The sequence below is a fragment of the Paenibacillus sp. FSL M7-1455 genome, assembly GCF_038004655.1.
Lineage (GTDB): Bacteria > Bacillota > Bacilli > Paenibacillales > Paenibacillaceae > Paenibacillus_AQ > Paenibacillus_AQ cookii.
Map to the genome: position 1 here is coordinate 4,717,708 of NZ_JBBORO010000001.1, position 12,489 is coordinate 4,730,196.

Below are 12,489 nucleotides of genomic sequence, written 5' to 3' on the forward strand. Positions count from 1 at the left end.
GTCCCGTTTTTTTTCGATTCGTCACGGATGGTCCCGTGCCTGATACGGAAATTTGCCTATTCCTTTTCGGCCGTACCGGCATAGATTATGCTATATCCATCATCTCTATTATGGACCTGCCCGAAAACGTAGGTCCTTTTTCGTCTCGTTTTTCAGTGATGTTCATTACCGACGCACCTTCACAGAAGACAGACCGCTTTTGGATGAAGTTTTTCTTGCAATATCAGGGTGCAACGGCTCTGTCGTTTATACTCTCTGATATGATCAAAAAATCCAGCTGACCCAATACGAAAGGACGATGAGCGTAAACAGCACGGTGACGGGGATAGCAATGGCTGTCACCTTCAGGTATTGGCCCCAACCGATCTTAACGCCGCCTTTGCGCACGATATGCAGCCACATCAAGGTTGCGAGCGTGCCGATCGGCAGTAGCAGGGAACCGATATCGCTTCCGATGACGCTGGCCAAGTATGATATTTTTAACGTGAGCGGGTCAAGCCCCATATTCGTCAAAGTGATCGTCCCGACCATCAATGCCGGGTGATTGTTGAATATGTTGGATAAAACGCTGAGCAGGCCGCCCATCAGCACGCTGGCGTACAGCAGGCTTCCCGACACGAGCGGCTGCAGCAACCGGATCAGCCAATCCGTCAGACCGATATTGTTCAAGCCGTAGATGATGACGTACATGCTAAAGGCGAAGACTAGAATGTACCACGGCGTTTTTTTCAGCATGTCGGTAGGGGGGATTTTAAGGCGGTACCAGCGCCAGGCGAGCAGAAACGCCGAACCGATAACGGCCATCAAGGATACCGGGAAATGAACGAAGGAAGCGACGAACAAACTGATGCGGACGCAGAAAACGAAAATCAAAATATTTCTCATGAATTTGGTGCGGTCTTCCTGCTGAAGCGGCTGCTGCAGCGGATGCTGTCCGGGTTTTAAGATCCATTTCGGTTGGGAAGGAATCCTTTTCGGCAGGGTCCGGTAAAAGATGAGAAACAGGATGACGGTGAGCAGGAGGAGGCCGAGCGTTGCGGGGACGAACACCATGGCCGTATGCATGTACAAATCCATGTTCACGATTTTGAGGGCGATCAGGTTGACGATGTTGCTGACGCCGATCGGAGCGCTGGAAGCGGTGGCTATAAGGGCGCCCGAGATTAGGTAGGGTATTTTTTGATGGTTTTTGAGCCCCATGTTTTTCAGCATCATCAGCAGGATCGGCGTCGTGATCAAAATGCTGCCGTCATTGTTCACGAACAGCGTCATCAAAAAACAGAACAGGTTCGTCAGCCAAAACAGCCGGATTCCGGAGCCTTTGGCCTGCCTGGTGAGCAGCTCCGTCGCCCAATGGAAAAAACCGAAGCTTTCCAGAACGATGGCCATGACGATGGTCGCCATGATCGTAACCGCCGCGCCGCTGATCGTTTCCGTGATGTTCCCCAGGTCGGCCAGCGTGACGCTGCCGCTGATCAGAACCAAGGCCGCGCCGATCGTTGCCGGAATCGCTTCGTTGACTTGGGGACGCCAAAAGATAAAACCGATGGTGAACAGGAAGGAACAGACCGTAATCAACACCATGAAATCATGCATGTTAAACCCTCATCTCTAACTTAAAAATATTATTTCCAGTGCACAACTCTCCTTTGCTTCGAAATCTGGAATCTCGTTTTCTATTAAAACTCCATCCGCCCCCCTCCTTAGGTTTCGTCAAATGGATGTCACTGGTGATACTGTATGTATACGTGAAGTAAACGAGCTTCGACATGGCCAACGCCACGGTTCTCTCAAAATCTACTAATGTCAATCATCGGCATTCGGCCCGGGATGGCATAGGCCGATCCGGGCGGATTGCCCTGAAAAATTACTATTTTCCAAGCGTATTTGCGAGAATGGGAGCAGATGACCCCAACAAACGTTTCACGCAAAAAAAGACCTCAGCCGTTTGGCTGAAGCCTTTCGTTTCGCCGATCATGAATGGATGTTTGCCGGTCCCAGCCATCCGTCCAACCGGGCCTTGACGAACGCGTCGTCATTCAAATGCGGATACTGGCGGTATACGCGGTCGATTTCTTCCATTTGCCCCGGCGACAATTCCTCCTGCGGGTTCAGGCACCATCGCCCCTCCAGCAGCCCCTGCCGCCGCAGCACTTCATGGATGCCCGGAATGCAGCCGCGGAATTGATGGGCCGGATCGAAAAAGGCGGCGTTGCTGTCCGTCACCTCGGCGGCGCGCGTCAGCCATTCGGCCGGAACAAGCTCCGCCTCGCGCACCTTCTTGATCTCTTCCAGCATGGTTACCGCCTGCCGCGTCCAAACGGCCCAATGCCCCAGGAGTCCACCTGCGATGCGCTTCTCGACGACTCGGCCGCCGACCTCAAAGCGGAATTTCGTCAGCAGGTCGATCACGATGTTATCGTCGTTGCCCGTGTATAAGGCGATTTCGTCCCGGCGATCCGACTCCATGACCGCCCGCACCACGTCGAGGGATTGGTAGCGGTTAAACGGCGCCATTTTGATCGCGATAACCCCGTCGATTTCCGCGAAAGCCCGCCAAAAATCGAAGCTGAGCGTTCTCCCGCCCACGGAAGGCTGCAGATAAAAGCCGAACACCGGCAAAACGTCGGCCACGCGCCGCGTCCGGTCCAGCAGCTGTTCCTCGGTCAGCTCCCCCAGTCCTCCCATGCTCAGAAGCCCTGCATCGTACCCCAGCCGCGAGGCCAGCTCCGCTTCCGCCACCGCCTGCTCCGCCGGCCCGCAAATGCCGGCGATTTTCATGAACGGGCGGCTCAGGTTGGCGTTTGCCGCCTCTTCGGCGGCCAGGCGCAGCACGGGTTCCAGCAAGCCGACGTCCTTGTCCCGGATCTCGAACTGCGTGGAGTGCACGGCGACGGCGATCCCGCCCGCCCCGGCAGCGATATAGTACCGGGTTAAGGCGCGTTGGCGCCTTTCATCGAGCCGGCGGCGCCCGTCGAGGGCGAGGGGATGCGCCGGAATGGCCAGCCCGTCATGCAGCGCCGCGGCCAGCTCCGGGTTCAAACGTTGTGGCGTCGTGTTCATATCAATATTTTCCCTCCCGCTCCTGAAAGTGCGTCGGCTTGTTCCAGGTCGCCCCGTCCTGACGCACCCAGTCCGCGATCCAGTCGATCATCTGCAGCACCGACACTTTTGGATAGCCGAACGTTTGCATCGCCTTCGAGGCGTTGCTTAGCAAGGCCGTCGGCGCCTCTTGCCCCGCGAACACCGGCTTGACGCCGAGCCTGCGCCCGAACTCCTCGCCGACCCAGCGCAGCGACAGCGTCTCCGGCCCGGTCACGTTCATCGTTACCGGAGGCGAGCTGCATACGTTTAACGCCCTTAACGCGATTTCATTGGCATCCCCCTGCCAGATGACGTTGGCGTGCCCCATGGTCAAATCGATCGACCGGCCTTCCTTGACCGATTTGGCGAGCTCAAGCAAAACCCCGTACCTTAAATCGATCGCATAATTCAAACGGTAAATGAACATCGGGATGCCATATGTTCTGGAAAAATGCTCGAATACGCGCTCGCGTCCGAGGCAGGACTGCCCGTATTCCCCGTTGGGGTTAGGGGCGGTTTCCTCGGTCGCGCCTCCCCCGCCCACCGGCGTAAACGGGTACACATTGCCGGTCGAAAAGACGACGAAACGGGAATGTTTGAATTTCTCGGCGACCCGGCCGGGCAAATACGCATTCATCGCCCAGGTAAAATGCTCGTTGCCGGTCGTCCCGAATTTGTTGCCCGCCATAAAAATGACGTTTTTGACGTCAGGCAGCGCCTTAAGCTCCTCCTCGTTCAGCAAGTCGGCAGAGATGGTCCGGACGCCCATGTCCTCGAGCTGCCGCTTCAAATCGCCGCTGGAAAAACGGGATACGCCGATCACCTTTTTGTTGAGCCCGCCTTTGCGGATGGCGTTCACCGCCAGCCTCGCCATGCTGGGCCCCATTTTTCCGCCCACCCCAAGCAGCATGATGTCTCCGTCGACCTTGCTTAGATCGGCGATCAATTCGTCCGACGGTTCCGCCAGCTTGTTTTCCAATTCTTCGATCGAATGGATGCTCATTCTTGCCCACCTTCCTTTCATCGTCGGTTTCCGTTTCGTTCTCGGATTCGGGCCGTGCCTGAACCCGTCATCGCAAGAGCAGACGGCGCAGCGCATGCCGGATTGCCTCGTTTTCCTCGCCTTATTCGCAGCCGTTTCCCCTGCTTTGGCCGCTCCGCGCCCAGGCTCGTAATCCGGATCTTACCGTCCAAGGCCGCCCGCGCGGGAGAGGTGCACGCCCGCTTTCTTGCTGAGCAACATGTCGCGGCCTTATTCGCAGCCGGTGTCGCCGTGGATGATAACGCTTCCACGTTTCCGCAGGAAACGGATGCCTTGATTGATCAAGCTTTCGCTGCGAATGCTCGCATCGATCAGCACCGCATCATAGAGAATCATCGATGCGGACCTTGACGTGCTGCGGTTGTGCGCCGGGTTCCGGCAGCTCCGCAAACACCGCTTCCCCGTTCGAGCTTTTGGCCGCTTTCATGATCGGCCTCCTGATTCCCGTCTGATCGACAAATACAGAAAAGTCACGTTACCTCGTTTTCTATTGATGTATTTCTGATGTATCGATTATACACACCCAATTTTTGGGATGTCAATATGAAATCAGAAAGTTCTGATGACGTTTATCCCTTGTTCGCCGGGATGCTCCCACCATCCATTTTTAATTTTTTGTAGGCTAACGGGGTGACCTTCTTCAACTTCCTGAATCTTTCGATAAAATAACTCGTGCTGTTAAATCCGACCTTATAGGCGACTTCCGTTACGTTGGATTCCGTTTGCTGCAGCAAGACTAAGCTTTTTTGAATCCTGTAATCGATCACGTAATTCAGCGGAGTCGTATTCAACATTCGTTTGAAATACCGGCAGCATTCCGAACGGCTCAATCGGCCAGCTCTTGCGATCTCATCCAATGTGACTTTTTCGGCGTAATGCGTATCGATCCAGCTTAACATTTCCTTCATCCGCCGATTCTTTGCCGCTTCCATCGGGTCGTGCTCGAGTTGAAAGCCGTTCATGACAAGGTTTTTCCAAATGAGCGCCAGATTTAGCGTCATATCGATTTCAAAGTAAGGCGGCTTTTGTTGAAGCCACTGATGAATGTTCCATACGGCATCCAAAATGTTTTTTCCCCAAGACGTCTTGGAATCAATATATAAGTAGGGCAAATTGGTCGCTTGAATATAAGGGACTACATACGTGGCGTAAAGCTCTGGCGATACGACGAAATCGGGGGACACGTTCAAACAGATATAAACGCAGCCCGATTCATTCAGCTCCTCCGCCATGTGCAGGCAGCCGCTATTGATAAAGAGCCCGTCGCCTTGTCGAACGACCAATTTCTCTTCATTGATTTGAAAGCTTGCTTCCCCTTGGACCATCCTGACAAATTGAAGTTCATCGTGCCAATGAAGCGGAATATATCCGTGTATATTTTGATGGATCGTCGTTTCGTAACAGGCAACCGGCAATACGACCGTCCGATGCTCGGTGAGTTCCTTTAAGTTTTGGCCAATCTTGAAATTTTTGATCTGCAAACGACCACAACCTCAATATATTTATATTTTTTCATTCAATATCGATATATTTAAACAGATTTTCCACCTATTATATCACTATCATTATATTTAAGGTGGAGAATCCCGTTCATGGACAAATCATCAGGAAAAAAAGGATTGTTTCTCGTGACCACGGGAGCGGTATTTTGGGGGATCAGCGGCACCGTTTCCCAAAAACTCTTCCAACAAACGGCGGTCGATATCGATTGGCTTGTAACGACGCGTTTGCTCATCGCCGGCGTGCTGCTTTTGGCCGTTCAATGGTTGGCGAAAGACCGCTCGCAACTATTTGTCGTATGGAAAAATAAAAAGACGGCCCTCCAGCTCGTTGCCTTCGGATTGCTGGGCATGCTTGCGGTTCAATATACGTACATGGCATCGATTAAATACGGCAATGCTGCGGTCGCTACGCTGTTGCAGTATTTAGCGCCGGTCATGATTATCATCTATTTAATTCTGCGAAAACAAACGGATTTCACGCGAAAGGATTTGCTGACCGTCCTCCTCGCTTTAGCCGGCTGTTTCTTCTTGTTGACCGACGGCTCCGTTTCCCGATTATCCGTGCCGGCCGCTGCCGTCTTTTGGGGTGTTTTGTCGGGAGCGGCGCTGGCTTTTTATACCTTGTACGCCGGTCCCCTTTTGAAGCAATACGATTCCCTCGTCATCGTCGGCTGGGCGATGGTCATCGGCGGTTTGGGACTAAGCGTGATCCATCCCCCTTGGCAGATCGATTTGAACAGCTTTACGCCGGAAACCTATGCATGCCTGGTATTCGTGATCCTGTTCGGCACCATGATCGCCTTTTGGTTTTATATCGAAAGCCTGCAAAGTCTTTCGCCCAAGGAAACAAGCCTGCTAGGCAGTTTGGAACCGCTGGCCGCGGTTTTAACGACGGTGTTTTGGCTGAAAGAGCCCTTTGGACGTTTCCAATGGTTGGGGGCGGCATGCATCATCGGACTGATGTTGGTTTTGGCATGGGATAAAAAGCCGCCTTCAACGAACCAAACGAAAAGAGCTCGGCAGAAGCGCTAGCCAGTTGACCGCGAACGAATCCCTCCGGATCAGCAAAAAATGCCCCTTGCCTCGTAGGCAAGGGGCACAAACGCGATGTCTCCTGCGTTAGTCCGGTTTTTGGGCCTATCGCTGCTTCACGGCAGCATTCCTGATCCTCTCGTGATCGGCCGCGGAGCCCAACCATTGTTCCAGTTTGCCGTACAGCTCCCGCACGTCGATCATGCCCGACCAATACTCCTTCAGGAACCGGCTGAACGTTTTTAACTCATGGATTTTCAGCCCGATTTCCTGGTGATAGGCAAAAGACGGAAACATTTCGCGGTACATGGAGTACCGGGACGGGCGATTCAAACCGCCGGCGCCGTCCGCGGTTTCGGCCGCTTCCTTGCGGGCCGGGATGCTGATCGTTTTTTGCCTGATCAGCCTCTGCGCATCGGACGAGGATAAAAACTCCATGAACCGAATCGCCGCTTCCTTCGCCGGGGAATGGCGGACCACGGCGGTGCCGATGGTCAGCATGAGCGTTTTTTGCGGATCGCCCAGACGGAGCGTCGGGAGCGGACAAATATCGTATTCCAAATCCATGTGCGCAAATTCGTTCAGGTTAAAATACGTCGCGAGGATTGCGGATACTTGCTCTTCCGCGAAGAGACGGATCGTTTCGTCGTTTCCCTGCGCCCAGTAATTCGGGAAGATCAGGCGGTTGTCGATCAGCTCGTGAAGCTTATCCAAACCTTCAAGCATATGCAGCCGGCTGGTGCCGTCCGGCAGCTCCTGCCTTCCCTTCCCCCCCTGCAGCAGGAAAATGGAGTAGCGGTTTTCGGAGGCGGGCAAAAAGTAAATGCCGTGCCGTCCGCGTTTTTCGGCGAGCAGCGACGTGACGCCGATCAGGTCGTCCCAGCTCCAGTAGCTGTCGGGTTCGGGAATGCCCGCTTCGCGGAAATGCCGCTTATTATAGCAGAGGACGACCGGCGAAAAAGACACGGGCCGTGCATATACCTTGCCGTCTGCGACAAAGGCCGCTTCCGTGATCGGGTACAGCCCTTTGTCGGGCGCCAGCCCCTCCAGCAGCGGCGTCAGCCCAAGCTCATGCCACTCCTGAAACTGCGGGCTGTTCAGCGCCACGACGTCCAGCAGCCCGTTCTGGATCATTTCTTCCGCGGAACGGACGTAATTTAACGGATTCAGCGTGATTCTCCGCACATGAATGCCCGGATTGTTTCGGCTGAATTCGGCAATCAGGTCGTCGATCATAAAATCGGTCGTCAGCGACAGCGGACAGCCGAAATGGATGGTGATGGTTTCCTTCGAGTGCGGCGTGACCATGCTTCCGACACGGTCGATTTTGACGATCAGCCCCTCCTCTACAAGCTGGTCCAGCCCTTTGCGGATCGATTTGTTGCTGAGCTGGAACTGCTTCGCGAGCGCGCTTTCCGAAGGAAGATACGTCCCTTCCTGACGAATTCCGTTTAATATATCCGTCCGGATCACGTTCACGAAATGGTCCAACCGTTCCTGGAACGTCGGACGATCTGATTTATAACTCATGTATATTTCTCCCATGTTAGTTCAAATAGACATCAGCTTCATTTTAACGGATTTACATTCATTGTCAACTTTTGGTTGAATGGAAGGAAGCTTGAGGCTGAGTGGAAAATGCTTCAAAATGTATATATGCAAGTTAAAACGGGAGAGGCAAGACACCGCCCGTTTCAGTGGTTACTGGAAAGCGATCCCCGTCAGGAGGCGTTGGTCCCGATGAAACTTCATATCACGTACGACAACCCCATTCCCATCAATGCTTTCGAATGGACGCCCGCGGCGCACAGGCAGCCGCCCCATGTGCATGAAAGCCTGGAAATCGGCCTCTGCTTGTCGGGCAAGGGCATCTTTTTCTTCGGCAATAAACGGTATGAGGCCGGCCCCGGCGATTTGTTTCTGGTCAATGGCGAGGAACCGCACATCGCCCAGGCGGATCCGGCGGACCCGAGCCGCTATCTTTTCATTAACTTTGACGCTGCATTGCTGCTGCAGGAAGAACCCTGCTTGCTGCTTCCTTTTTCTTATCGTGCCGCGCATTTTTGCAATCATATCCCAGGCGGGTCGGCGCTAGCGCGGCAGCTTGCCCCCTGGATGCTTGCCGTTGCGGAAGAATTTCAGGAGAAAGCCCCGGGCTATCAGGCAATGGCAAAAAGCGCGCTGATTCAGTTATGCGGCCGCCTTCTGCGCCATTATAACGACCAGCTTACGGATGAGGAGCGGAGCGGCATGGTTCAGTCTGCGCGCCATGCGCAAGCGCTGGCCGCTTTGGTCGAGCAGCGTTATCGCGAACCGGTCAGCCTGAAGGAACTGGCCGCTGTACTCGGACTGAGCGTCTCGCGTGTGAGCCGGGCGTTCCTGGAAGCAACGGGTTATCATTTTTCGGAATACGTGTCGCTGCTGCGCGTTCAGTCGGCCAAACGGGATTTGGCCGGCACGGACAAAACCGTCGCCGAGATCGCATTCGACTGCGGCTTTCAAAGCTTGGCAACCTTTTACCGGATTTTCAACGAAAAGGTCGGCATGTCCCCGAATGCTTACCGGCAATCGGGCGGAAACTTTTCCGAAAGCAAAAAATGAGAGGGGCGGCTGCACAATTTGAGAAGTCACGGCTTCCGGATGTAAGTTATAATGAGTGCAAATTTCGATTTGGCTGGCCGCCAATGAAGGAGGAGCACGCCCATGACGAAGTGGCATGGATTACGGGAATTGGCCTCGGCGGAAATAACGCAGCGCCGGGAAGAGGGATGCGACGTCGCAGGGTTCCCGGAGCATCTTGACGCTGCAGGCACCGATGAAACGCGGTTGATGGATGTCTACCGCGAGCTCGCGAAATTAGAACCAAGCACGGATTTTAAATATGATGAGCCGAACGATCTGGAATCGATTCGAAACGAACGCCCGACAGGCCCGCGAATGCTTGCCGCCAACAGGGGCGAAGGAGAATGGCAGGACAAGTTTTACGGGGCTTGGCTCGGCCGCGCGGCAGGATGCGCCCTGGGCAAGCCGCTGGAGGCTCCCGTCTTCATGAACGGGTCGGGCGGCAGACCGGGCTGGCACAATATTAAACTGTGGTTTGAAGGTGCCGGACAATGGCCGATTCGCCATTATACGCCGAGTGAATCTGCCGCCAAAGAGCAGTACGGTCTCGAAATTGCCCGCTGGAGCAGTCTGGGCAGCTGCGGGGACCGCATCCGTTTCATGGAAACCGATGACGACATTCGTTATACGGTGCTTGGCCTGCTTATGCTTGAGCGGCACGGTCTGGATTTTAATTCATGGGACGTCGGCAAGCTGTGGCACCGGCATTTGACATTTGGTCAGGTGTTTACGGCCGAAGCGCAATCCTACTTGAATTTTGCCCGCGTCACTGCGTATATTAACGGAGAGCAGCCGGAGGATTGGGAAAAACATATCCGCTGGTGCCGTTCCTATTTGAATCCGTTCCGCGAATGGATCGGCGCCCAAATCCGTGTCGACGGCTATGCTTACGGGGCCGCCGGCCGGCCCGAGCTTGCGGCTGAGCTGGCTTGGAGGGATGCCTCCTTCTCTCATGAGAAGAACGGTATTTATGGCGCGATGTTCTGTTCGGCTATGATTGCTGCCGCATTCGTAGAGAACGACGTGAAACGGATCGTTGAGATCGGATTAAGCGAAATTCCGAAAAACTGCCGTTTGGCGGAAGATGTGGCCTTGGCGGTACAGATCGCAGAGGAAACGGAAGACACCTTGGAGCTGGTCGCCAAAATATGGGAGTCCTTCAAGCACTATCACGCCGTTCATACCAACAATAATGCAGCCTTATGCGCGGCGGCGCTCATCCATTCCGGAGGCGATTTCGAAAAGGGGATTACGACCGCCGTGCTTGGCGGCTGGGATACGGATTGCAACGGTGCCACGGTCGGCTCGATTCTAGGCGCATTGCATGGAGCGGCAGAGCTGCCCGAGTCATGGACCGCGCCGCTGAACGATACGTTGTATGCGGATGTCAGCGGCTTCCACCCGATCGCCATCTCGGAATGCGCCCGCAGAAGCTACGACGTTTTTCGGAAAATTCAAGCAGAATAAAAGGCCCGCTTTTCATTAAACCGGCTTCAACAGGTTAAGTCCCTTCCCCTACAAAGGATCCGGAATGCCGGGCGACATGCAGTGTATTTATTTTACTGCGCCTCCCAAAATAAAACCCCCGTATGACCACATGTCATGCGGGGGTTAATGCGTGCGCCCGAACTAGAACAATTGCCGCTGGAATTCGGCGATGGCTTTATATTCTTCTTCCAGGTTCCGCGAAATTTTAATGAAAATCGGCAGCAGCCGGTGGTAAATTTGCGCGTGTTCCTTGATCGGCTTGTGCTGGTGGGTGGACCCGATCATGCCGGAAACGATGTCCAGCGTATCGGTTTTGCCGAGCGCGTACAGGCCAAGGACCACGGCGCCGAGGCAGGAACTTTCGTAGCTTTCGGGAATGACGACTTCCTGATCGAAAATGTCCGCCATCATTTGGCGCCAAAGCGGGGAACGCGAAAATCCACCGGTGGCGTGGATTTTGGTCGGACGCCCGATGATTTCCTCCATCGCCAGCAGCACCGTGTACATATTGAAAATAACGCCTTCCAGCACGGCGCGGATCATGTGCTCCTTGCGGTGATGCATCGTCAGCCCGAAAAACGAGCCGCGCGCGTCCGGGTTCCACAGCGGCGCCCTTTCGCCCGTTAAGTATGGATGGAACAACAGCCCGTCCGCCCCCGGCTTCACCTGCTCCGCGATCCGGGTCAGCAGGTCGTACGAATCAAGGCCGAGGCGTTTCGCCGTCTCCACTTCGGAGGCGGCAAACTCGTCCCGTACCCACTGGAACAGCATGCCTCCGTTGTTGACCGGTCCTCCGATGACCCACTTCTTGTCGGTCAACGCGTAACAGAAAATACGGCCCTTCGGATCGGTCACGGGCCGGTCCACGACGGTGCGGATCGCGCCGCTTGTGCCGATCGTCGCCGCGACGACGCCCGGCTGGGTGGCATCCACGCCGAGATTCGACAGCACGCCGTCGCTTGCTCCCACGATAAAAGGAGTGGAGGCCAAAAGCCCCATCTCCTCGGCGTAAACGGGATTCAGCCCCGAGACGGCATGGGTCGTCGGAACGGGAACGGAAAGATTGTCCGGCTTGACGCCGGCAAGCTCCAGCGCCTCCTTGTCCCAATCGAGCTGCTCCAAATTGAACATGCCAGTCGAAGATGCGATCGAATAATCGATGATGTACTGGTTGAACAGCTTCGCGAAGACATATTCCTTGATCGAAATGAATTTGTCCGCTTTGTTATAAATATCAGGTTCGTCATGACGCAGCCAAATCAGCTTCGACAGCGGCGACATGGGATGAATGGGCGTACCCGTGCGCAAATAAATCTCATGCCCGTTCATGTCCTTCTTCAGCTTCTCCGCCCATTCCGCGCTGCGGTTGTCCGCCCACGTAATGCAGTTCATCAGCGGCTTGCCGTCCGCGCCGACGGGGATCACGCTGTGCATCGCCGAGCTGAAGGACACGAACATGATCTGCTCGGGGGCTGCCCCGCTTTTTTCCATCGCCTGCTTCACCGAATGAATGACGGCGGCGAAAATCAGGTCCGGATCCTGCTCGGCAATCGATGACGTCGGGGTATGGAGCGGATAGCCTTCGCTGCCCTTGGCCACGACCTTGCCGTTCTCCTCGAAAATGACGGCCTTGGTGCTTGTCGTGCCGATATCGATGCCGATCATCATGTTATTGCTCATGCTTTAACCTTCTTTCTTGAATCGATGAAACTTCTTGTT

10 protein-coding genes are annotated in these 12,489 nt (G+C 54.7%); 3 read left to right on the top strand and 7 right to left on the bottom strand.

Features of this window, described 5'->3' with window-relative positions; genetic code table 11:
- Window positions 1-264: 264 nt before the first annotated feature.
- From NYE48_RS21750 to NYE48_RS21770, 5 genes are all read right to left on the bottom strand, one after another.
- A complete protein-coding gene (locus NYE48_RS21750) occupies window positions 265-1,596 on the bottom strand; it encodes an arsenic transporter (RefSeq protein WP_340999939.1) in 1,332 nt (443 codons plus the stop codon).
- A 378-nt stretch (window positions 1,597-1,974) separates the two neighbouring features.
- Complete coding sequence (locus tag NYE48_RS21755) at window positions 1,975-3,063, bottom strand: dihydrodipicolinate synthase family protein (protein WP_212948301.1); 1,089 nt, start codon at window positions 3,061-3,063, stop codon at window positions 1,975-1,977.
- 1 nt (window position 3,064) lies between these two features.
- Window positions 3,065-4,087, bottom strand: a complete 1,023-nt coding sequence (locus NYE48_RS21760) for an NAD-dependent epimerase/dehydratase family protein (RefSeq protein ID WP_373316205.1) — start codon at window positions 4,085-4,087, stop codon at window positions 3,065-3,067.
- 249 nt (window positions 4,088-4,336) lie between these two features.
- Window positions 4,337-4,462 carry a hypothetical protein gene (locus NYE48_RS21765; protein ID WP_340999941.1) on the bottom strand — a complete coding sequence of 42 codons (126 nt, stop codon included), beginning with the start codon at window positions 4,460-4,462 and terminating at the stop codon, window positions 4,337-4,339.
- Between the two features lie 233 nt (window positions 4,463-4,695).
- Window positions 4,696-5,607, bottom strand: coding sequence for an AraC family transcriptional regulator (locus NYE48_RS21770; protein ID WP_340999942.1), 912 nt, complete (start codon window positions 5,605-5,607; stop codon window positions 4,696-4,698).
- Between the two features lie 111 nt (window positions 5,608-5,718).
- Between NYE48_RS21770 and NYE48_RS21775 the strand changes: the two genes are divergently transcribed.
- On the top strand, window positions 5,719-6,660 hold the full coding sequence (locus NYE48_RS21775) for a DMT family transporter (RefSeq protein WP_036713949.1): 942 nt from the start codon (window positions 5,719-5,721) through the stop codon (window positions 6,658-6,660).
- Between the two features lie 105 nt (window positions 6,661-6,765).
- Here NYE48_RS21775 and NYE48_RS21780 read toward each other — a convergent pair whose 3' ends face one another.
- A complete protein-coding gene (locus NYE48_RS21780) occupies window positions 6,766-8,190 on the bottom strand; it encodes an extracellular solute-binding protein (RefSeq protein ID WP_036713957.1) in 1,425 nt (474 codons plus the stop codon).
- 210 nt (window positions 8,191-8,400) lie between these two features.
- Here NYE48_RS21780 and NYE48_RS21785 point away from each other — a divergent pair, with 210 nt between their 5' ends.
- Together NYE48_RS21785 and NYE48_RS21790 are read left to right on the top strand one after the other, a co-directional pair.
- A complete protein-coding gene (locus NYE48_RS21785) occupies window positions 8,401-9,261 on the top strand; it encodes a helix-turn-helix domain-containing protein (RefSeq protein ID WP_212948305.1) in 861 nt (286 codons plus the stop codon).
- A gap of 102 nt (window positions 9,262-9,363) precedes the next feature.
- Window positions 9,364-10,749: an ADP-ribosylglycohydrolase family protein gene (locus NYE48_RS21790; RefSeq protein ID WP_340999943.1), complete on the top strand. Its 1,386-nt coding sequence runs from the start codon at window positions 9,364-9,366 to the stop codon at window positions 10,747-10,749.
- Window positions 10,750-10,911: 162 nt separating this feature from the next.
- On the opposite strand, the gene gntK is transcribed toward NYE48_RS21790, so the two are convergent.
- A complete protein-coding gene (gntK, locus tag NYE48_RS21795) occupies window positions 10,912-12,450 on the bottom strand; it encodes a gluconokinase (RefSeq protein ID WP_212952107.1) in 1,539 nt (512 codons plus the stop codon).
- Window positions 12,451-12,489: the final 39 nt, after the last annotated feature.